General features: G+C 73.3%; 18 protein-coding genes. 15 read left to right on the forward strand and 3 right to left on the reverse strand.

What is annotated here, in order from left to right; genetic code table 11:
- The first annotated feature begins 161 nt into the window (after positions 1-161).
- From ABD948_RS04735 to ABD948_RS04800, 14 genes are all read left to right on the forward strand, one after another.
- Complete coding sequence (locus ABD948_RS04735; RefSeq protein ID WP_345263157.1) at positions 162-6407, forward strand: Ig-like domain-containing protein; 6246 nt, start codon at positions 162-164, stop codon at positions 6405-6407.
- Between the two features lie 47 nt (positions 6408-6454).
- Entirely contained in the window at positions 6455-7423 is a 969-nt protein-coding gene (locus ABD948_RS04740) for an AAA family ATPase (protein WP_345263159.1), read from the forward strand.
- A 24-nt stretch (positions 7424-7447) separates the two neighbouring features.
- Positions 7448-8650 (forward strand): DUF58 domain-containing protein, encoded by a 1203-nt coding sequence (locus tag ABD948_RS04745; protein WP_345263161.1) that lies wholly within the window; start codon positions 7448-7450, stop codon positions 8648-8650.
- Complete coding sequence (locus ABD948_RS04750; protein WP_345263163.1) at positions 8647-11064, forward strand: transglutaminase-like domain-containing protein; 2418 nt, start codon at positions 8647-8649, stop codon at positions 11062-11064. Before ABD948_RS04745 ends, ABD948_RS04750 begins: the two co-directional genes overlap by 4 nt.
- A 60-nt stretch (positions 11065-11124) precedes the next feature.
- Entirely contained in the window at positions 11125-12159 is a 1035-nt protein-coding gene (locus ABD948_RS04755) for an LLM class flavin-dependent oxidoreductase (protein WP_345263165.1), read from the forward strand.
- Positions 12160-12455: 296 nt separating this feature from the next.
- Positions 12456-12677 carry a translation initiation factor IF-1 gene (gene infA, locus ABD948_RS04760; RefSeq protein ID WP_011757309.1) on the forward strand — a complete coding sequence of 74 codons (222 nt, stop codon included), beginning with the start codon at positions 12456-12458 and terminating at the stop codon, positions 12675-12677.
- Between the two features lie 24 nt (positions 12678-12701).
- Positions 12702-12815, forward strand: coding sequence for a 50S ribosomal protein L36 (rpmJ, locus tag ABD948_RS04765; protein ID WP_004008316.1), 114 nt, complete (start codon positions 12702-12704; stop codon positions 12813-12815).
- A 185-nt stretch (positions 12816-13000) separates the two neighbouring features.
- On the forward strand, positions 13001-13378 hold the full coding sequence (gene rpsM / locus ABD948_RS04770) for a 30S ribosomal protein S13 (protein ID WP_345263167.1): 378 nt from the start codon (positions 13001-13003) through the stop codon (positions 13376-13378).
- Positions 13379-13450: 72 nt separating this feature from the next.
- Entirely contained in the window at positions 13451-13855 is a 405-nt protein-coding gene (rpsK, locus tag ABD948_RS04775) for a 30S ribosomal protein S11 (protein WP_345263169.1), read from the forward strand.
- 27 nt (positions 13856-13882) lie between these two features.
- Positions 13883-14491: a 30S ribosomal protein S4 gene (rpsD, locus tag ABD948_RS04780; protein ID WP_345263171.1), complete on the forward strand. Its 609-nt coding sequence runs from the start codon at positions 13883-13885 to the stop codon at positions 14489-14491.
- A 155-nt stretch (positions 14492-14646) separates the two neighbouring features.
- Positions 14647-15663 carry a DNA-directed RNA polymerase subunit alpha gene (locus ABD948_RS04785; protein ID WP_345263173.1) on the forward strand — a complete coding sequence of 339 codons (1017 nt, stop codon included), beginning with the start codon at positions 14647-14649 and terminating at the stop codon, positions 15661-15663.
- A 276-nt stretch (positions 15664-15939) separates the two neighbouring features.
- Positions 15940-16530 (forward strand): 50S ribosomal protein L17, encoded by a 591-nt coding sequence (gene rplQ, locus ABD948_RS04790; RefSeq protein WP_345263175.1) that lies wholly within the window; start codon positions 15940-15942, stop codon positions 16528-16530.
- A gap of 334 nt (positions 16531-16864) precedes the next feature.
- Complete coding sequence (locus ABD948_RS04795) at positions 16865-17428, forward strand: SigE family RNA polymerase sigma factor (RefSeq protein WP_345263177.1); 564 nt, start codon at positions 16865-16867, stop codon at positions 17426-17428.
- Positions 17425-18690: a hypothetical protein gene (locus tag ABD948_RS04800; protein ID WP_345263179.1), complete on the forward strand. Its 1266-nt coding sequence runs from the start codon at positions 17425-17427 to the stop codon at positions 18688-18690. Before ABD948_RS04795 ends, ABD948_RS04800 begins: the two co-directional genes overlap by 4 nt.
- On the opposite strand, the gene ABD948_RS04805 is transcribed toward ABD948_RS04800, so the two are convergent.
- The gene (locus ABD948_RS04805) at positions 18660-19064 is read right to left on the reverse strand and encodes a GntR family transcriptional regulator (protein WP_345263181.1); all 405 of its coding nucleotides are present in this window, start codon (positions 19062-19064) and stop codon (positions 18660-18662) included. The two genes, ABD948_RS04800 and ABD948_RS04805, sit on opposite strands and share 31 nt — an antisense overlap.
- A 34-nt stretch (positions 19065-19098) precedes the next feature.
- Between ABD948_RS04805 and ABD948_RS04810 the strand changes: the two genes are divergently transcribed.
- Complete coding sequence (locus ABD948_RS04810; RefSeq protein ID WP_345263183.1) at positions 19099-19989, forward strand: PfkB family carbohydrate kinase; 891 nt, start codon at positions 19099-19101, stop codon at positions 19987-19989.
- A 22-nt stretch (positions 19990-20011) separates the two neighbouring features.
- Here ABD948_RS04810 and ABD948_RS04815 read toward each other — a convergent pair whose 3' ends face one another.
- Both ABD948_RS04815 and ABD948_RS04820 read right to left on the reverse strand, forming a co-directional pair.
- Entirely contained in the window at positions 20012-20395 is a 384-nt protein-coding gene (locus tag ABD948_RS04815; protein ID WP_345263185.1) for a DUF4345 family protein, read from the reverse strand.
- A gap of 150 nt (positions 20396-20545) precedes the next feature.
- Positions 20546-22228: an NAD(P)/FAD-dependent oxidoreductase gene (locus ABD948_RS04820; protein ID WP_345263187.1), complete on the reverse strand. Its 1683-nt coding sequence runs from the start codon at positions 22226-22228 to the stop codon at positions 20546-20548.
- Positions 22229-22284 lie beyond the last annotated feature (56 nt).

Genomic DNA, 22284 nt, shown 5'->3' on the forward strand with positions numbered 1-22284 from the left:
TGTCGTCCCCCGCGCGGCGGGGCGCATCCGCCCGGGTCGTGACGTACCCATTTTCGTGATGTCGGTACGCGTCCTTACCCTTGGCTCGACACTGGAGGCAGGCCCGCCCCCGGCCGTCTCGATCCGTCCGCCCCCGTCACCCCAGCTCGGCAGGTGAGCCCGTGCCCCTCTCGGAGGCCCTGCGACGCCACCGCGTGGCGATCGCCGCGCAGCTGGCTCTGCTGATGGCGGTCGTGGGCATCGTCGTCGTCGCGATCAACGCCGACGGCTACGAGACCCACGAGGCCCAGCTCAACGACGGCGGCATCTGGGTCACCAACTCCCGCGACGGCTTCTACGGGCGCATCAACAAGCCCATCGGGCAGCTCGACGGTGCGGTCTTCAGCGAGCTCGACACCCAGCTCGACGTCGTCCAGCAGGGCGCGGTGGTGCTGGGGCACAACCTCTCCTCCTCCAGCCTGGTGCCCATCGACCCCGCCACCGTCGAGCACCCCGACGGCGAGGTCGCTTCCCTGCCCGGCGGCGCACAGGTCGGCCTGTCCGGCGGCTCGCTGGCGGTGCTCGACCCCGGGTCCGGGCGGCTGTGGGCCGAGCGGGTCGACCCGCAGCTCGGCAATCCGCTCGTGGGCAACCTCGACGCCCAGTCCCCGCCGCTGGCCACCGCCGGGCCGGGCTCCGCGCTCTCCGTCACCGAGCGCGGCCGGCTGCTCGTGCTCACCGCCGAGGACGACACCCTCACCACCCTGCGCCCCACGGGCACGGGGTTCGGGGCTCCTGCCAGCGCCGGGCTGCCGCGCGAGGTCGAGCCCGGTGCCACCGTCACCGCGGTGGGCGAGCGACCGGTCGTCCTCGACGCCGGCACCGGAGCCCTCACGGTCCTGCCGGACGGTGGTGAGCAGGCAGACGAGCAGGCCGGCGAGCCGGTCGAGGTCGAGGTGGCCGCGGGGTCGGTGCTGCAGACCGCCGGGCCGCAGGCTGCGGGCGTGCTCGTCGCCACTGGCGACCGGCTGCTCGAGATCGACCTGGCCAGCGGCGAGGAGCGTGTCGTCGCGGACGGCGTCGGTGGCCGCCCCTCCGCCCCGGTCCGCCTGGGGGCCTGCACCTACGGCGCCTGGTCGGGGGGCTCGGGCACCGTCGCGGTGCAGTGCGGTGACGAGCCGGCCCAGGTGAGCCAGCTCGGCACCGAGAGCAGCGACCTGGTGTTCCGGGTCAACCGCGGCGAGATCGTGCTCAACGACCGCGCCGACGGTGCCGTGTGGAACATCGACTCCGACGAGCCGACCCGCATCGACAACTGGGACGCCTACAAGAACAAGGTCACCGACGAGGAGGACCAGGAGCAGGACGAGCAGGAGGACGTCGGCGACCGCCGGCCCCCGGAGGCCAAGCCCGACCGGCTCGGTGCGCGACCCGGGCGCACCACCGTGCTGCACCCGCTCGACAACGACACCGCCCCCGAGGGCCGGCTGCTCTCGATCCGCTCGGTCCAGGACGTCAGTGATCCCGACGCCGAGGTGACGATCAGTCCCGACGGGCAGACGGTGCAGGTGCGGTTGCCCCAGGAGGCGCCCACGGTCACCTTCGAGTACTACGTCGACGACGGTCGCCAGGACGTCTCGGCGCACGCCACGGTGACCGTGGTGCCCCGCCCCGAGGAGGTCAACGCCGCGCCGGCGCTGCGCGAGAGCTTCGAGCCCCGGGTCTGGACCGTCCCCTCCGGCGGCACCCTCGACGTGCCCGTGCTGCCCGACTGGCGCGACAACGAGGATGGTGACCCCGTCTCGCTGGTGGAGGCCGCGGCCAGCGGTGGTGTCCGCTCCGGCGCGGTGGCCCGGGCCACCTCGGCGGGCCGGGTCCGCTTCACCGCCCCGGCCAAGCCGGGCACCGTCAAGGTCGCCTACGAGGTCACCGACGGCACCGAGACGGTCACCGAGGACCTCACCTTCCAGGTCCAGGACAAGCTGGACCGCCGCGCGTTCCCCGCCACCGCCGAGCCCGACGTCGTCGCGGGCCAGGCGGGCGAGCCGATCACGATCCGGCCCCTGGCCAACGACCTGCCGGGCTCCGACCCGGTCACCCCCACCGCGGTCGTCGAGCTGGCGGGCACCGTGGCGCCCGTGGGTGGGGCCGAGGTGAGCACCGACCTCACCGAGGGCACCATCACCTTCCGCTCCGACGTCGCCCGCACCTACTTCCTCGACTACGGCGCCAAGTTCGGCAACGCGCCCTTCGACGAGGGCCGCGTGCGCGTCGACGTCCGCCCGGCCGAGCGCCCCCCGCGCGAGCCCGTCGCGATGCCCGACACGGTGACCCTGCACGGCCAGACGGCCACCCTGGTCGACGTGCTGGCCAACGACGTCGACCCCACCGGCGGCATGCTCGTGGTGCAGGGCGCGGAAGCGCTGCGCGAGGGGCAGCTCGACGTCGCCGTCGTCGACGGCCGCTGGGTGCGCGTCTCGGCGCGCCAGGGCAGCCTGCAGCCCAACCCCCAGGTGGTCCGCTACACGATCAGCAACGGCAACCGCGCCGGCGCCCAGGGCGAGATCGTGGTGACCCAGCGCCCCCTGCCCGAGGACAACGCCCCCGTCACCGAGACCGATCGCGTCACGGTGCGGGCCGGCGGCGGCGCCTCGGTGCCGGTGCTCGACAACGACTTCAGCCCCGCCGGCGACGAGCTGACCCTGGTGGCCGACGTCGCCGGCCAGGACGCCGGCCGCCTGGCGGTCCAGGCCCCGGGCGAGGTGCGCGTGGAGACCGGCGAGGCCTACGTGACGGGTCGCTTCGTGCGCTACGTGGCGCCCACCGACCTCGCGGACGCCGAGACCTTCACGGTGCGCTACCTGGCCAGCAACTCCTCCGGCCTCACCACGCCGGGGCGCCTCGAGGTCACCGTCGTGCCGCAGGACCGGCGCAACAACCCGCCCGCCCCGCCCGCGCTCGAGGGGCGCGCCGTCGCCGGGGACACCCTGCGCCTGCGCGTGCCCGGCGTCGGCGTCGACCCCGACGGCGACCCGGTGACGCTCACCGGCCTGGGGTCGGCACCCCGCCTCGGTCGCCTGGTCACCATCGGCGCCAACTCCCTGGCCTACCAGGCCTACCCGGGCAGCGTCGGCACCGACGAGTTCACCTACACCGTGACCGACGGTCGCGGTGGCACCGGCACCGGCACGGCTCGGGTGGCCGTGGTGGCCCCGGGCACGCCGCAGCCGCCGCTGGCCGTGCCCGACACCGTGACCGTCGAGACCGGGCGGACCGCACGCGTCGAGGTGCTCGCCAACGACCTCGTGGCGGCCGGCGACCGGGTCAGCCTGGAGCTGCTCGACGCCCCGCCCGGCGTCGAGCTGGCCTCCTCCACCGGCCCCCTGCTGATCCCCGCGCCCGAGGTGGCCGAGGGGGAGGAGGGCCGCACGCTCGACGTCGTCTACCGGGTCACCAACGGCCTGGACGCCTCGCAGGCCACGGTCACCCTGCGCACGGTCACCCCCTACAACAACCCGCCCGTGGTCTTCGACGCGTTCGGCCAGGCCGACGACGGCGCCTCGGTCACCGTCGACGTGCTCGAGACCGCCTACGACCCCGACGGCCCGCCCGAGGCGCTGCGGGTCACCGGCGTGGTGACGCCGCCCGAGGTGGCCTCCTCGGTCAGCGACGGCGAGATCACCGTGGCGCGCGGCGCCGAGCCGGCCGTGTACCCCTTCACCGTGGTCGACGCCGACGGTGGCGCCTCCACCGCCTCGCTCTACGTGCCCGCCGCCGCTGCTGACGCACCGGTGCTCCGCGCCGGCACCGTGATCCCGGTCGAGAGCGGCGGGTCGGTCACCGAGGACCTCGCCGACCACGTGGTCAACCCGTCGGGCGGACCGGTCCGGTTCACCCTCAAGAGTCGGATCTGGACCTCGCCCGACACCCAGGTGCGCGCCGAGGTGCAGGACGACACCACCTTCGAGGTCAGCGCCGACGAGGACTACGCGGGCCCGGCCGCCGTCGTCGTCGAGGTGACCACCGGCACCTCGGTCGACGACCCCGACGGCGTGACCGCGGTGCTCTCCATCCCGGTGCAGGTCGGCGCGGAGGTACCGATCCTGCGCTGCCCGACCGAGCCGATCGAGATCGCCCAGGACCAGCGTCTCGACCTCGAGATCGCCTCGCTGTGCCACGTGTGGACCCCCACCCCCGAGATGCTGGCCGAGCTGAGCTTCACCGCCGACTGGAGCGCCTCGGTCGAGGGCCTGGCGATCGTGGAGCCCAGCGGCCCCACGATCGGCGTCGCCGCCGAGGGCTCCGCGACGCCGGGCATCGAGGCCACCCTGGAGGTGTCCGCCGAGGAGGGCGAGGCCGGCGAGCTGACCTTCGTGGTCGTCGAGTCGCCGCCGCCGAGCCTGGCGCCCATCCGGATCGCCGACCTGCGTGCGGGCCAGAGCCGCACGATCGACCTCGCGCCCTACCTGCGCCCCGGCATCTCCGACCCCGAGCCGACGCTGGTCGAGGTCAGCCAGGTCACCGACCTCGACATCAGTGCCGAGCCCGAGGGTGCCGCCGGGCTCAGGATCACCGCCGGCGACCGCGTCGACGGCCGGGCCGAGTTCTCGGTGACCATGAGCGACGTCGCCGGGTCGACCGGCGAGGAGCGCCAGGCCGAGGGACGCCTGGTGGTGGAGGTGCTCGACGTGCCCGACGCGCCGAGCGCCCCGGTACCGGGCAACGCGGTGCGTGACGAGGAGGTGGCGCTCTCCTGGCAGGCGCCGGAGGCCAACGGGTCACCGGTCGACCGCTACCGGATCCGCGGCACCGACGGCGTCTCCCAGGAATGCGCGACCACGGCGTGCGAGGTCGGTGGCCTCACCAACGGTCAGGACTACCGCTTCGAGGTGCAGGCCCACAACGCCGTCGGCTGGTCGGAGTGGAGCGAGCAGTCCGCCGTGGCCACCCCCGACGCCAAGCCCGGTCGGGTCGGCCCCGTCGAGCTGGTCCGCGAGGGCGACGGCCTGCTCGTGCTGCGCTGGACGCCGCCGACCACCCAGACCTCGGCGATCAAGCGGTACCACGTGAGCTACGAGGGCGGGGAGCCCAAGACCACCAGCCGGCCCACGATCACCGTCACGGGGCTCGACAACAACAACACCTACGCCTTCACGGTGGCGGCCGAGAACGACTTCGACATCGGCGAGGCCCGCACCTCGGCGAGGTTCCAGTCCGTCGGCCCGCCGGGTCGACCCGCGGCGCCGACCGTGACCGACCAGAAGACCCCCGGTGACTCCGGAGCCGTGACGTTGACGTGGCCGGCCGTGGACCCCAACGGGCCGACCCCGGTGCGCTACACGGTGCTGCGCGACGGTCGACCGCTGCCCGCGTGCACCGGCATCACCGCCACCCGCTGCGACAACTCCGGCATGACCTACGACGGCACGCAGTACCGCTACGCGGTGCGTGCGGTGAACAAGAACGGCGAGGGCCGCACCACCGACGGCCCGGCCAGCACGTGGAGCGCCGTGGGCCAGCCCGAGGCGTGGGGCTCCTGGAGCGTCGCGCCCACCGGGGAGAACGCCCAGGGCACCGCCAGCTTCACCGTGCCGGACTCCCGCGGCGGCCAGTCGCGGGTGCGGGTGCTCGTGGGAGACGCCGCGGCCAAGGAGTTCGAGGGGCGCGGGCAGCGCACCGAGACCTTCGGCGTGCCGAGCAACGACGGGCCGTACCCGGTCACGCTCGAGGTCTGCAACGAGAGCGGTGCGTGTGAGCGCTCGACCACCCAGAACGTGCAGACCTACGGTCCGTTCACCGACAACCACATCATCTCGGCGACCTCGCAGGGTGAGCGCGCCGGGCCGAACCTGTGGCGGGTGCGGTGGACCATCACCGTCGACACCAACGGCGACCCCGCGGAGCTCGCGGTGCGCAGCACCATCGGTGGTGGCGCCAGCGACCGCAGCGAGAGCTACCGCCTCGACGGCGTCGACGTGCAGACGATCACCACGCCCTGGAAGGACGTGCCGGCGGAGAACTCCGAGATCCTGCGCGTCGAGCTCGCCGACTCCTCGCCGCGCCGGGGCCCGGTCTCCAAGGCCTTCCGGTACAACGCGCCCCCGCGCGACAACCCGAGCGTGACGATCCGTCGCGGCACCGCGTGCATCGACCCGCCCAGCGGCGGCCGGCCCGCGTGCAACACCCAGGGCACCGGCACCAACTGCGTCGTGAACGCGTGCGGTCGCATCCAGTTCACCACCGAGAACTTCTACCTCGACGAGATCACCTGCCAGGTCTACGACGGCCGCAACGGCCAGCAGTTCGCCAGCCGTCGCATCCGCGCCAACACCACCGCCGAGCCCGGCGCGTACTACGGCTACGTGGGCTCCACCGTGTGGGCCGTGTGCAACGGCGAGCGCTCCAACACCTACACCTGGCCCAACTGAGCCCGCCCCGTCCAGCCCCACCAGCCCGCCCAGACAGGAATCCCCGCGTGACTCTCAGCCACGAGCAGGCCGCCTGGTTCAAGCAGACCTTCGACCAGCTCACCGACAACATGGAAAAGGCCGTCCTCGGCAAGCGGCACGTGGTGCGCCTGGCGCTGACCTGCCTGCTCTCGGAGGGGCACCTGCTGCTAGAGGACTTCCCGGGGACGGGCAAGACCATGCTGGCCCGCGCACTCGCCAACACCGTCCAGGGCTCGCACGCGCGCATCCAGTTCACGCCCGACCTGCTGCCCTCCGACGTCACCGGTGTCACGGTCTACGACCAGCACCAGGGCACGTTCGAGTTCCACCCCGGCCCGATCTTCCACACCATCGTGCTGGCCGACGAGATCAACCGCGCCTCGCCCAAGACCCAGTCCGCGCTGCTGGAGGTCATGGAGGAGGGCCGCGTCACCGTCGACGGCACCCCGCACCCGGTGGGCCGCCCCTTCATGGTGATCGCCACCCAGAACCCCATCGAGCAGGCCGGCACCTACCGGCTGCCCGAGGCACAGCTGGACCGGTTCCTGATGAAGACCTCGGTCGGCTACCCCGACCAGGCCGCGATGGTGCAGCTGCTGGTCAACGCCAAGGTGCGCGACCGGGCATCCTTGGTCACCCCCGTCATCACCGCGGCCACGATCGAGCAGATGGGCGGCCTGGCCGACGAGGTGTACGTGGACCCGGCCGTGGTCACCTACGTGGCCGAGCTGGCCGAGGAGTCGCGGCGCCAGCCGCACGTCAAGCTCGGGCTCTCCGCCCGCGGCTGCCTGGCATTCATCCGGGTCGCCAAGACCTGGGCCGCCGCCGACGGTCGCGACCACGTGGTGCCCGACGACGTCAAGGTGCTCGCCGAGCCGGTGCTCTGCCACCGCCTCCTGCTCGACGCCGAGGCGCAGTTCAGCGGGGTCACCGTCTCCTCGGTGATCGCCCGGCTGCTCGAGGTCGTCGCCCCGCCCACCGACCGGGTCGCCTGAGCGACCGACCAGCCGAGAGAGGACATGACCACGGTGAGCAGGCTGCGCGAGCTCGTGGGGGCCGTGCGCCCCCTCGGGTGGCTGCTGCTCGCCGTCGCGGCGGTGGGGCTGCCCGCCGCGGCGCTGCTGGGCTGGCGCGAGCTGGCACTGCTGGCGGCCGCGTGCCTGGTGCTGCTGCTGCTCGCACTGCCCTTCCTCCTCGGACGCACCCGGGTCGAGGTGCGCCTGGCGCTGGAGCCCTCCCGGATCGTGGCGGGCGGCTCGGTGGCCGCGGCGGTGCACGTGCGCAACACCAGCGCCGCCCGGATGCTGCCCACGGTCCTGGAGCTACCGGTGGGGGCCTCGCTGCACCGCTACGGGCTGCCCGCGCTCGCCTCCGGTGCCACCCACGAGGAGAACTTCACGGTGCGCACCGACCGGCGTGGCGTCATCGCGGTCGGCCCGGCCACCACGCGGCGCGGCGACCCGCTCGGGGTGTGCTCGCGCGACTCGCGCTGGAGCGAGGTGCACGAGGTGCTCGTGCGCCCGCCGCTCGTGCCCCTCGAGGCGCTGGGAGCGGGGCTCCTGCGCGACCTCGAGGGCGTCACCACCGACGCCGTCTCGCAGAGCGACCTGGCCTTCCACGCCTTGCGTGAGTACGTCCCCGGCGACGACCTGCGGCACGTGCACTGGCGCTCCTCGGCCAAGGCGATGGCCTCGGGCGGCGAGAGCCAGCTGCTGGTGCGGCAGTACCTCGACACCCGCCGCAGCCACGCCACGATCGTCGTCGAGGACGACCTGGCCGCGTGGGGCGACGCCCTGCAGCGCGAGGAGGCCTTCGAGACCGGGATGTCGGTGGCCGCCTCGCTCATCGTGCGTGCCGCGCTCGACGAGTTCGAGACCTCGTTCTTCTGCGGCGACCACGCCACCTCCGGTGCCGAGGGCAACCGGGCGCTCGACACCGTCTGCCGGGCGGTGCCCGGCTCGCGGGGCCTGGTCTCCGCGGCCCAGGCCGCTGCCGGCACCGCCGTCGACACCAGCCTGCTGTTCCTGCTCGCGGGGGCGCGCACCCCCGTCCAGACCCTGCTGCGCGCCGCGTCGGTGTTCGCCCCCGAGGTGCGTCGGGTGGCGGTCGTCGTCGACCCCGCGACGACCACCGCCGGGGTCTCCGAGGCCGGCGGCATCTCGGTGCTGCGGCTGGCGGCCAAGGAGGACCTGCCCGGTCTGCTGCGCTGGAGCGTGCGATGAGCGGCCCGACGATGCCGAGCGGTCGGACGAGCGCGCGGCCGGACGAGCACACCGGCAGCACCACCGGCGGGCGCACCGGCGGGCGCACCGGGTGGCGCACGGCCGGGACCACCCGCCGGGTGCCCACCGGGGCGCGCCGCTGGCTGCCGACGCCGCACGCGTGGGGCGACCACCTGGTGCTGCTGGTGCTCTGCGCGCTGGCGCTCGCCTCGCTGACCACCACCTTCACCGGCCTCGGCCCGTGGGTCGTGGGGGTCCTCGGCGTGGCGGTGGGCGTGCTCATCGGGCACCTGACCCGCGCCGCGCGCTGGCCAGCGGTCGCCGGCGTCCTGATCGGCGTGCTGGCGTTCCTGCTGCTCGGCGGGCCGTTGTGCCTGGCTGCGGAGGGTCAGGGGGCGCCGACGCCCAGCACGTTCGCCGCCCTCGGCGACCAGGTGGTCGGCGGCTGGAAGGACCTGCTCACCACCCTGCCACCGGTCGACGGCGACGGGCCGGCGCGGGTGCTGCCCTGGGCGCTCGGGCTCGCGGCGGGTCTGCTGGGCACGCTCACCCGCGACCTCGTGCGCGGACCGCTGCTGGTGCGGGCCGCGCTGCCCCTGCTGGCCCCCGTGCTCCTGCTCGGCACGGTGATCCTGATCGGGGTCGGGCGCCCGCAGTCGCTGCTGCTGCAGGGGGTGGTGTTCACCGCGGTGGCGCTGGGCTGGCTGGCCTGGCGCACCCGGCGGGCCGCAGGTCCGTTGCGGGGCCAGCGCGCCGGCGGCGCGCGGCGCCTGAGCCAGCCGCTCGCCGCGGCGCTGATGCTGGCGGTCGCGGCCGGCGTCGCCCTCCCGGTGGCCGACCTGGTGGCCGACGACGACCAGCGCGTCGTGCTGCGCAGCTACGTCGAGCCGCCCTTCGACATCGGGCAGTACCCCTCGCCGCTGGCGTCCTTCCGCCGTTACGTCGAGCTGCCCGAGCGCCGCACCGACCCCGCCAACCTCTACGACGTCGAGCTCGCCAGCATCACCGGCGTCCCGGCCGGCACCCGCATGCGGATCGCCACGCTCGACGCCTACGACGGCACCGTGTGGGGGGCGGCGGACTCGAGTGGGTCGGCGAGCGCGCAGGACGGGTTCCAGCGGGTCTCCTCGGTGATCGACAACCCCGTCGAGGGCCGCCGCGTCGAGGGTCGGATCACCCTCGGCGAGGGGTACTCCGGTGTCTGGCTGCCCTCGGTGGGCGCGCTCACCTCCCTCGAGATCGAGGGCGACGACGCCCGGCACGAGGCGCAGCGCGAGTCCTTCCGCTACAACCTGGCCACCTCCACCGGTGTCGTGCCGGCCGGCCTGGGGGAGGGCGACAGCGTCGAGTTCAGCGCGGTGCTGCCGCCCGAGGAGGTCGACGAGGACGACGCCTCGTCGGGCGAGGTCACCGACGCCGCCTTCGCCGCCGCCTTCCTGAACAACCAGGCCACCACGTGGTCCGCGGGGGCGGGGGAGCCGATGGCGCGGGTCTTCGCCATCGCCGAGCACCTCAAGACCGAGGGCCGCTACTCCGACGGTGTGGCCGCAGCCGAGCGCATCTACCACCCCGGGCACGGCGTCAAGCGGCTCGGCGACGAGTTCGCCAACGCCCCGATCATGGTGGGCAACGACGAGCAGTACGCGGCGATCATGGCGCTGCTGGCCAACAACGTGGGCGTCCCCGCGCGGGTGGTCCTGGGCGCCGTGGTGCCCGAGGGCGGCGTCGTGCACGGCCGCGACGTGCAGGCCTGGGTGGAGCTGCAGGTGGCCGACGGCTCCTGGCGCACCCTGCCCACCGAGGAGTTCATGAGCACGGTGCGGCCCGCCGAGCAGCCGCCGCTGGCCGAGCAGCCGATGAGCGGCACCGTGGTGCCGCCGCCCGCCCCCATCCCGCCGCCCTCCACGCTCGCGGAGCAGAACGACGCCGAGCTCGAGGCGCGCAAGGTGAACCGCGAGGGCGAGGACGGCCCCCTCTCGCTCCCCGCCTGGCTGCGCGCGCTGCTGCTCTACGTGGGCGTGCCGCTGCTGCTGGCGCTGCTGGTGGTGGGCGCGATCGTGGGCGCCAAGGCGTGGCGACGGCGCCGCCGTCGCACGGCCGCCCGCACCTCGGCCCGCATCGTCGGCGGCTGGCGCGAGCTGGTCGACCACGCCCGCGACCTGGGGCAGCCGGTGCCGGTGGGCGCGGGCTCGACCCGGCGCGAGCAGTCCTTCCGGGTGGCCTCGGCCCAGGCCCCCACGCTGGCGCGCCGCGCCGACGGCCACGTCTTCGGCCCGCGGGTGCCCGACGACGCCACCGCGGAGGCCTTCTGGGAGGCGGTGGAGGCCGAACGGCGGTCGATGAGCCGGGCGGTGGGGCGCCGGCGCCGCCTCCGGGCGGCCCTGAGCCTGACCACCTTCCGTCGTCGACGCTGAGCACAGGCGCCGGGAATCGGTGGGGCCGACCGGGCGTTGTTCCAGGCGATGACCTCCCAGATGCCTGCCCTGTCCGTGCTCGACCTGGTGCCGGTGCGCACCGACCAGGCCACCGGCGACGCCGTGCGCTCCTCCCTGGCACTGGCCAGGGCGGCCGACGCACTGGGGTACCGCCGGTACTGGGTGGCCGAGCACCACAACATGCCGGCCGTGGCGGCCACCAACCCGCCGCTGCTGATGGCGATGATCGCGGCGGCGACCGAGCAGATCCGGGTGGGGTCGGGCGGCGTCATGCTGCCCAACCACGCACCGCTCGTGGTCGCCGAGCAGCTCGCCCTCCTCGAGGCCGTGCACCCCGGTCGCATCGACCTGGGCATCGGCCGGGCGCCCGGGTCGGACCCGGTCACCTCCTGGGCGCTGCGCCACGGCGCCGGCGGCGTCACCGACGAGGCGGTCTCGCGCTTCCCCGAGTACGTCGACGACCTGCTGGCGATGATGTCGCCCGAGGGTGTCGGGTTGTCGGTGCAGGGCCGCACCCACCTCCTGCGCGCCACCCCGGCCGCGCGCAGCGTGCCCCAGCTGTGGCTGCTCGGCTCCTCGGACTACTCGGCGCGCCTGGCAGGGGAGAAGGGCCTGCCCTACGTCTTCGCCCACCACTTCTCCGGCTCCGGTACCGCCGAGGCGATCGCGCTGTACCGCAGCAGCTTCCGGCCCTCGCCCGAGCTGGAGCAGCCGCGCACCTTCCTCACCCTCAACGTCAGCGTCGCGCCCACCGCCGAGGAGGCGCAGCGGCGGGCCCTGCCCCAGCTGCTGCAGATGATGGCGCTGCGCACCGGTCAGCCGCTGCAGCCCCAGCCGCTGGTCGAGGAGGCCGAGAAGGTCGAGCTCGGCGCCGGGCAGCGCGAGATCCTGGAGAGGATGAGCAGCCGCTGGGTGATCGGTGACCCCGACGGCGCCCGCAGCCGCGTCGCCGAGCTAGCCGCCGAGCACGGCGTCGACGAGGTGATGGTGCACCCGGTGGACTCCGCTTGGGTCGGCACCGACCCCGGGGCGTCCCCGACGCGCGAGGAGACCCTGCGCCTGCTCGCGGGCTGAGGCGGACGCGCCGCCGCCGGGCTCCGCCCCGGGCTGGATTAGGTGAACGCCCGCGCCGCTGCATAAACTGGCGTGTCGGCCCAACGTGGGTCTGTCCTGTGGTGCCTCGCGGCTGCCCGGACCACGCACGGCGACCAGCTCACCAGCCGGTCCGCCGTGCGCCGGGAAGAGGTGCACGGGCGGGCTCGACGAGGTCCACCACCGCACTCGGCGCCCCGGCGTCGCGGGCGGAGGAGGTTCCCGGGCCACCGGTAGATGAGCGCACATCCGTCAACGGACAACAGATTGTGGAGGACATGCCGAAGAAAGAAGGCGTGATCGAGATCGAGGGCACCGTCGTGGAGGCCCTCCCCAACGCGATGTTCCGCGTGGAGCTGAGCAACGGGCACAAGGTTCTCGCCCACATCAGCGGCAAGATGCGACAGCACTACATCCGGATCCTCCCCGAGGACCGCGTGGTGGTGGAGCTCTCGCCGTACGACCTCACCCGGGGTCGCATCGTCTACCGCTACAAGTAGTCGACCCAGCCGAGAGGAACGACCGTGAAGGTCAACCCGAGCGTCAAGCCCATCTGTGACAAGTGCAAGGTGATCCGTCGCCACGGCCGCGTCATGGTGATCTGCGAGAACCCGCGCCACAAGCAGCGCCAGGGCTGACCGCAGCGCAGCACCGGTTCCACCAGCACCACCAGCAGGACCCGCACAACTGAACACCACCACCACGTGATCGCTAGCGCCGTCAGGCGTGAAGCCACCCCCGGAGCAGACGGCCGGGGCCGGGACCCAGGGACCGGATGCGACACGATCGAAACCGCTGCAGAACTCACAAGGAGCACGCCTACATGGCACGCCTGCACGGGGTCGACCTGCCGCGCGACAAGCGCATCGAGGTCGCCCTCACCTACATCTACGGCATCGGCCGTACCCGCAGCCAGGAGATCCTGGCCGCCACCGGGGTCAACCCCGACTCCCGCGTCCACCAGCTGGGTGATGACGACCTGGTCAAGCTGCGCGACGAGATCGACAACCGCGAGCTGAAGATCGAGGGTGACCTGCGCCGCGAGGTGCAGGCCGACATCCGCCGCAAGATCGAGATCGGCAGCTACCAGGGCCGCCGCCACCGCATGGGCCTCCCGGTCCGCGGTCAGCGCACCAAGACCAACGCGCGTACCCGCAAGGGTCCCAAGCGCACGGTCGCCGGCAAGAAGAAGGCCAAGTGAGCCCTCGCCGCCTAGGCGAACCGCTCATCCAGCCCTTCCTCATCACACAGACCAGCTAGTTCAGGAGAACGCATGCCTCCCAAGGCTCGTGCGGGCGCGGCCAAGAAGGTCCGCCGCAAGGAGAAGAAGAACATCGCTCAGGGCGAAGCCCACATCAAGAGCACGTTCAACAACACCATCGTCACCATCACCGACCCCACCGGCGCGGTGATCTCGTGGGCCTCTGCCGGCACCGTCGGCTTCAAGGGCTCGCGCAAGTCCACCCCGTACGCCGCCCAGATGGCCGCCGAGGCCGCCGGGCGCCGCGCGATGGACCACGGCATGAAGAAGATCGACGTCTTCGTCAAGGGCCCGGGCTCCGGCCGCGAGACCGCGATCCGCTCGCTGGGCGCGATCGGCCTCGAGGTCGGCACCATCCAGGACGTCACGCCCACCCCGCACAACGGCTGCCGCCCGCCCAAGCGCCGGCGCGTCTGACCGAGCGACGAGACAAGGAGATCTGACATGGCCCGCTACACCGGTCCCATGACCCGCAAGTCGCGCCGCCTCGGTGTCGACCTCGTCGGCGGCGACTCCGCCTTCGAGAAGCGCCCCTACCCTCCCGGCCAGCACGGCCGTGCGCGCATCAAGGAGAGCGAGTACCGCTCGCAGCTGCAGGAGAAGCAGAAGGCTCGCTTCACCTACGGCGTGATGGAGAAGCAGTTCCTCAACTACTACAAGGAGGCCTCGCGCCGCAGCGGCAAGACGGGTGACAACCTGCTCCAGCTGCTCGAGTGCCGCCTCGACAACGTGGTCTACCGCGCCGGCTTCGCCCGGACCCGCCGCCACGCGCGCCAGCTCGTGGTGCACGGCCACTTCCTGGTCAACGGCCACAAGGTCGACATCCCCTCGTTCCAGGTCAGCGAGCACGACATCATCGACGTGCGCGAGAAGTCGCTCGAGATGACGCCGTTCATCGTCGCGCGCGAGACCCACGGCGAGCGGATCGTCCCCGCCTGGCTGCAGGTGCTGCCGAACCGGATGCGCGTGCTGGTCCACCAGCGCCCCGTCCGCGAGCAGATCGACCTGCCCATCCAGGAGCAGCTCATCGTGGAGTACTACTCCAAGAAGTGATCGCTCGGGGGCTCCGGCCCGCGTCCACACCCCTGCGGTGCGGAGCGGCCGGGGCCCGCCGCGCACCCCTACCGGCCCGCCTGGGCTGGTACCTTCCACCACCACTGCAGAACTGGGTCGTCAAATAGCGGTCGACCCGGAAGGGAACACACCTCGTGCTCATCGCACAGCGCCCCACCCTGTCGGAAGAATCCATCGGCGACTTCCGCTCGCGGTTCGTCATCGAGCCGCTCGAGCCCGGCTTCGGCTACACGCTCGGCAACTCCCTGCGCCGCACCCTGCTCTCCTCGATCCCCGGTGCCTCGGTCACGAGCATCAAGATCGACAGCGTCCTGCACGAGTTCTCGACGATCGAGGGCGTCAAGGAGGACGTCACCGAGATCATCCTGAACCTCAAGGGCCTGGTCGTCTCCTCCGAGCACGACGAGCCGGTCACCATGTACCTGCGCAAGTCCGGCGCCGGCGCCGTCACGGCTGCCGACATCGCGCCGCCGGCCGGCGTCGAGGTGCACAACCCCGACCTGCAGATCGCCACGCTGTCCGACAAGGGCAAGCTGGAGATGGAGCTGGTCGTCGAGCGCGGCCGCGGCTACGTCTCGGCCGTGCAGAACAAGGGTGCCGACAACGAGATCGGCCGGATGCCCGTCGACTCGATCTACAGCCCCGTCCTGAAGGTCACCTACAAGGTCGAGGCCACCCGCGTCGAGCAGCGCACCGACTTCGACCGCCTGGTCATCGACGTCGAGACCAAGCCCTCGATCCTGCCCCGCGACGCCATCGCGTCGGCCGGCAAGACCCTCGTCGAGCTCTTCGGCCTGGCCCGTGAGCTCAACGTCGAGGCCGAGGGCATCGACATCGGCCCCTCGCCGGTCGACGAGCAGCTCGCCGCTGACCTGGCCCTCCCCGTGGAGGACCTGCAGCTCACGGTGCGCTCCTACAACTGCCTCAAGCGCGAGGGCATCCACACCGTGGGTGAGCTCATCAGCCGCTCGGAGCAGGACCTGCTCGACATCCGCAACTTCGGCGCCAAGTCGATCGACGAGGTCAAGGCCAAGCTGGTCGAGATGGGTCTCTCCCTCAAGGACAGCGCGCCCGGCTTCGACCCGCAGGCGGCGCTCGCTGCCTACGGCGACGACGACGACGACGCGTTCGTCGAGGACGAGCAGTACTGAGTCTGTCTGGGCCGAGCGTGTCGGCCTGATCGGACGGCGCCGCCGCCATCGCGAGGGTTTGTGGTTGCGATGGTTGCGGCGGTGCCGTCCGGGCCGACACGCTGCCGGCCCGCGGTCGACGTCGACCGGCCTTGCGGCTGATCGGCGCCTCGCCGTCGGCGCGGCTCACGGCCTCACAACTGAACATCCCGCTGCGGTCGCCTGACCGTTGCGGTCAGCACCACCACCTCTAACCCCGAGTACCTGGTACGGCCGGGGAGAATCGAGAAGAAGACCATGCCCACTCCCAAGAAGGGCACCCGCTTCGGCGGCGGTGCCGCCCACCAGCGCCTGATCCTGTCGAACCTGGCCACCCAGCTCTTCGAGCACGGCCGGATCACCACGACCGAGGCCAAGGCGCGCCTGCTGCGGCCGCACGCCGAGAAGCTGATCACCAAGGCCAAGAAGGCCCACCTGGGCGAGAACCCGCTGCACAACCGTCGCGAGGTCCTCAAGACCGTCCGCGACAAGGGCGTCGTGCACGTGCTGTTCACCGAGATCGCCCCGACCTTCGCCGAGCGCCCGGGTGGCTACACGCGGATCACCAAGATCGGCCCCCGCAAGGGCGACAACGCCCCCATGGCCGTCATCGAGCTCGTGACCGAGGCCTACACGCCCACCGTGCGCGCGACCAAGCCGGCCGCCGCCGCCCCCGCGCAGGAGGCCCCGGCCGAGGAGCCCGCCGCCGAGGAGACCGAGGTCAGCGCCGAGTCGACCGACGACGCTGCGGCCGCCGAGTCCACCGAGGCCGAGGAGTCGACCGAGGACGCCGCGGCCGAGGAGCAGGGCGACGACACGACCGACGAGAAGGCCGACGAGAAGGCCTGATCTCGCTCCACCGAGCCTCGCGACGACGGCCCGCCGCCCCCACCGGGGTCGCGGGCCGTCGTTGTTACCAAACACTGGCAATCGTGTGGATGTGGAGTGTGCGTGCTGAGCAGCGCCCCTCCGTAGTGTTTCGGTTGTCAGCAGGAGCCGGGGGGCTTCCGCCGACAGCAAGGATCACCGCAGGCCGGGGGGCCTGCACGATCCACGATCAGAAGTTGACCCACTGCCCGCGTCGGGGGACGCCGCCAGTGGGTCCTTCTGCATTTCGGGGTGGCTGCGTGAGACTCTCCGCGCGCAGGCAACCTCCTCGTGGTCCCAGGTGGTCCTGCTGGACATGACCACCACCACGGCGCGGCTCGGGGCCGCGTCCGACCTCGCGGGGGGCGACGTGCACCGGCGCGCCGAGTTCGACGAGTTCGTCGCCGCGCGGTCGCCCGCCCTGCTGCGCACCGCCTACCTGCTCACCCGCGACCACGCGCTGGCCGAGGACCTCCTGCAGACCGCGCTCACCAAGGCCTGGTTCGCCTGGGCCCGGATCGAGGGCCGCCCCGAGGCGTACGTGCGGCGCATCCTGGTGACCACCTACGCCACCTGGTGGCGCCGCAAGTGGAACGGCGAGGTGGCCACCGAGGAGCTCCCCGAGACCTCCGGCGCCGGCGCCACGGACACGGTCGAGGCCGTCCACGACCTCTGGACGGCGATGGGCCGGCTCCCGCGGCGCCAGCGCGCCGTGGTGGTGCTGCGTTACGTCGAGGACCTCAGCGAGGCCCAGACGGCCGAGCTGCTGGGCTGCTCGGTCGGCACCGTCAAGAGCCAGGCCAGCAGGGCGCTCGCCAAGCTGCGCATCGACCCCGCCCTCGCCTCCGACGAGAGCGGCGACCAGGAGGACGCATCGTGACCGGCATCGACGACCTGCGAGCGACCCTGACCCACCGCGCCGACGAGGTGGTGGCCTCCGCCACCGACACCGTCACCCGGACCGCAGCCGTGCACGATCGTGTCGCCACGGTGCGCCGCCGTCGGCGCGCCGGAGCCGCTGCCGGGGTGGCGGCCGTGCTGGCCGTCGTGGGCGGCGTCGCGCTGCTGCCCTCGGGCTCGGACGGGCCGGACCCGGCGACCCCGACCGTGGCCGGGCTGGAGGCCCCGCAGACCCTCGAGTCGCTCGGCTGGACCTACGACTTCGTCGACGCCGTGGAGGGTGCGGGCCGGGTGCGCCTGCGCCTGCCCGCCTCGGACCGTCCGCGCGTGGTCACGTGGGCGACGGCCGGCGACGAGCAGGGGGTGCGGGTGCGCAGCACCGGCGAGGACCTGCGCGTCGCCGAGGCGGACTTCGCCGGGCTCGTGCCCGTGGCGCCCGGCGAGCCGGCCCGCGTGGTGCTGGACGGCGTCGGCCGGCTGGGTCTGGCGGTCTACGAGCTGGGGGACGAGGTGCCTGCCGGCGTCACCGAGCACGGCGTCACCTTCCGCAAGCGGGTCGCCGACCGGACGCTGGTCGCAGCAGCCGTGGGAAGGCCCGGCGAGCCCTCCGTGTCGCTCGAGGCGCAGCCGCCCGCGGGCAGCTCCGGTCTCGCGGTGCTCTGCACGGGCCCTGCCGGGGCGCGCGTGGACGTGACCTTCGACGGTCGTCCCGGCTACGGGCTCGGTTGCGGGGACGAGAGATCCGGCTTCGACCCCGGTGCTCGCCTCGCGGTGGAGGGGCTGCCGCGGACCTTCACCTCGATCGAGGTGGAGGCCGTCGACGCCGACGGCCGACCGCTGGAGGAAGACGTCCAGGTGGGCGTCGGCCTGTACTCGATCCCGGAGTCCGGCCAGCAACTGCTGGGGGAGCCGTTGCCCCAGCTGGTGGAGGCCGAGGGCCGCACGTGGGAGCTGGACCGTTACACCGTGCTCCGCCCCGAGGACCGCACGTGGCAGGAGAGCCTGACGGGGGCGCAGGCGAGGTTGGTCCGGGTGGTCTCCCGAGGTCCGATCGAGCTGACGGCCAGCGTGTCCGGCTTGAGCCCGCAGACCATCGACATCGGGGTCGAGGGACCCGTGACCTCCGGGCTCGGCGTCCTCGACTCCTCCGACTCGGCGGACGTGGTCTGGCGACCGCGCGGCGATGAGGACCCGCGCGTCGCAGTGGTGCTCTACCGACCGCTGGGCGAGTCGGACGGCTGATCGCCGGCCCAGGCCGCCTCGACGAGACGGACGGCCTCGGGCAGTGCCAGGCCGGCCTGCCGCGCGGCGAGTGCCAGCTCGTCGGCCGCGTCGCGCACGGCGGCCGGCGTCGTGGAGGTGCCCGCCACGAACGTGCCGCGCCGGCCCTGCGTGACCACGACCCCGTCGGCCTCCAGCTCCCTGTAGGCCCGCGCCACGGTGCCAGGTGCGACGCCGAGCTGATCGGCGAGCCCGCGGACGGTGGGCAGCTTCGTGCCGGGCGGCAGCTCGCCGGAGGCGGCCCGGGCGGCCAGCTGGACGCGCAGCTGCTCGAAGGGCGGGGTGGGGGAGCCAGGGTCGAGAGGCCGGACGCGGTCGGGCTCGATGGGCTCCATGGGCGCAGGGTAGTGAGTCGGCTTGAATGGGCGCATGGTCGACGACGTGGGCAGGGGCGGTGCGGACGACGTGCTGGTGCTGGGCGAGGCGCTGGTCGACGTCGTGCGCACCGCCGACGGTGTGGTGACCGAGCGGCCCGGCGGCAGCGCCGCCAACGTCGCCGTCGCCCTGGCGCGGCTGGGCAGGCCGGTGCGGTTCGCCACCGCCTACGCCGACGACGAGCGCGGGGCCGTGCTGGCCCAGCACCTCGAGGCTGCCGGCGTCGACCTGGCAGGCGACCCGCACGTGCTCGCGCGCACGGCCAGCGCTCAGGCCACGATCGGCACCGACGGCTCGGCGAGCTACACCTTCGACCTCGACTGGCGACTGGGGCCGGTGGAGGTCGGCACCCCGCGGTTCGTGCACGTGTGCTCGATCGGGGCCGTGACCGCCCCGGGGGCCGACGACGTCGTCGCCGTCCTCGAGTCCCTGCCCGCGACCAGCACGGTGCTCTACGACGTCAACGCCCGGCCTGCCATCACCGGGACCGGTCCGGCGCTCGTCGAGGCGGTCGAGCGGGTGCTGCGGCGCGCCCACCTGGTCAAGGTCAGCGACGAGGACCTGGAGGCGGTCTACCCCGACCTCGCGTCGGCAGCCGCCGTCGAGCGGATCCTCGACCTCGGCCCGCGGACGGTGGCGGTGACCCGCGGCGGGGACGGCGCGGACTGGGTGAGCGCGGCGGGCACGGTCTCGGTGGCCTCGGAGCCCGTCCGCGTGGCCGACACGATCGGCGCCGGCGACACCTTCGCCGCGGCGCTGGTCGACGCCCTGTGGGACGACGTCGACCGCGATCCCGCGCAGGTGCTCGCCCACGCCGCACGTGCGGCTGCCGTCACGGTGGGCCGCCCCGGCGCGGACCCGCCGTGGCGCCACGAGCTGGCCTGACGGTCACGCCCGGCAGCACGGCTCAGCGCAGGGTGTGGCTGGCGAAGAGCGCGACGGCCAGCACCGCCTCGAGCGCCACGAAGCGCCACGTGGTGGCGTCGCCGGTCGACCGGTCCAGCAGCAACGAGAGCCCGCGCCCCACGGCCATGCCGAAGCACGCCACCGCGACCACGCTGCGGATCCACAGCTGCCCCCGCCCGTCGGTGAACACCGCCCACGCCAGCAGGCCCGCGACGGCCAGCCCGAAGCCGCCGTAGACCGAGCGGATCTCGGCGCGCCCGGGGACGGTGTCGACCCCGATGCCGAACCGTTCCACCACCCGGTCGGGGCGGGCCAGCGCCACGGCGCCCATGCCGGCGAAGAACAGCATCGGTCCCGCGATCAGCAGGTCGGCGAGGAGCTCCACAGGTCCATCATGCCGGTGGGGGTGAGGTGTGGATTTCCCCGGTCGGCCGGGGACTGTTCAGCTTGTCGGCCAATATTCAGGCCGGCAAGCGTGGTTATACCCGGTCGACCGGGTAAACCCCAGACACCACCAGTCCCACGAGCCCCACCCTCACCGCGCCGGCGCCAGGTAGGCGTGCACGAGCGGCACGACGGAGGACCCCTCACCGGTGGCGGCGGCGACCCGCTTCATCGAGCCGGCCCGGATGTCGCCGACGGCGAAGACGCCGGGCAGGCTGGTGGCGAGCGCCTCGGGTGGCTGGTTGCCCGACGCCCACGCCTGCCACGGCACGTCGCGGCCGGTGAGCACGAAGCCGCGCTCGTCGCGGGCGACGTCGCGCGGCAGCCAGTCGCAGTGGGGCTCGGCGCCGAGCAGGAGGAAGAGGCCCTGCGCCTCGCGGCGGTGCACCTCGCCGGTGGTGGTGTCGCGCAGGTCGAGCCACTCCAGGCGGGCCTCTCCGCCGCCGTCGACGACCTCGCAGCAGGGGTGCACCTGGACGCGGTCGTTGTAGTGGATCTCCTTGATCAGGTACTGCGACATCGTGGCCTCGAGCCCGTCGCGGCGCACCAGGATGGTGACCGAGCGGGCGAAGCGCGCCAGGTGCAGCGCGGCCTGGCCGGCCGAGTTGCCGCCCCCGACGACCACGGCGTCGTAGCCCTCCATCTCGCGGGCCACCGACATTGCGCTGCCGTAGTTAACGCCGCGGCCCACCAGCTCCTCGACACCGGGGACGCCCAGCTTGCGGTAGGACACCCCAGTCGCCACGACGACGGCGCGGGCCTGCACGACGCCGCCACCCTCCACGCGCAGCACGTGGGGTGCGCCGTCGACGCCGGGCTCGAGGGCCTCGACCTGCCAGCCGGTGCAGAACTGGGCCCCGAAGCGGATCGCTTGGTTGCGGGCACGCTGGGCCAGGCGCATGCCGGAGACCCCGCGCGGGAAGCCGAGGTAGTTGCGGATCATCGAGCTGGTGCCGGCCTGGCCGCCGATGGCCTCGCCCTCGAGCACGACGGTGCGCAGCCCTTCGGAGGCGCCGTAGACGGCGGCGGCGAGCCCACCCGGTCCGGCGCCGACGACGGCGAGGTCGACGACGCCCTCGACGTCGAGCTGGGCCGGTGCGCCGTACATGACGTGCCCGACCTCGCGGGCCGAGGTGGGGGCCATGACCGGGCGGTGCAGGACGCGCACGAGCGGCCAGCGCGGCGTGCCCTCGTAGGCCTGGACGACCTCGAGGCCCTCGGGCACGTCGGGCGGGTAGTAGCGGGTGGGCATCCCCATGCGCACGCAGTACTCGCGGATCTCGCTGGTCAGCGGGTCGAGCGTCGGCGCGACGATCCGGACGGTGTCCACCTCGGGGGCGGCGACCGTGGAGCCCCACTCGGAGAGCATCTCGGTGACCGCGCCGTGGAACTCCTCGTCGCGCACGCCGCGCGGCATCAGCAGGTACGCGTCGTACTTGCCCGTGGCCAGCCCGGGGCGCAGCTCGGCGGACTGCACGAGGAACCGCTCGTAGGGGGCCGTGACGATGCGCTTGGAGGTCGGCACCAGGCGTCGCCACGTCGCGAAGGCCTCGTAGGGGTGGGCGTCGGGCAGGTCGCCGTCGGTGACCACGAGGGCCACCGGCGCGGAGGCCGCGACCAGCTCGGTGAGCAGGTCGGTGGTCTGCTCGCAGGTGGTGGTGCTGTGCAGCTCGTAGTCGCGGGCGTAGCGGCCGAACTCGTCGAGCAGGTGCGCGCCGTGCTGCTCGGAGGCGATGACGATGGCGGGCCGGGGTGTGGTGCTGGGCTCGGGCACGCGACGAGCCTACGACCGCGCGGCACCGTCGCGGGTGGCGTGCTCGTTACAGTTCG

It is taken from the genome of Nocardioides nanhaiensis, assembly GCF_039542785.1.
GTDB classification, from domain to species: Bacteria; Actinomycetota; Actinomycetes; order Propionibacteriales; family Nocardioidaceae; genus Nocardioides; species Nocardioides nanhaiensis.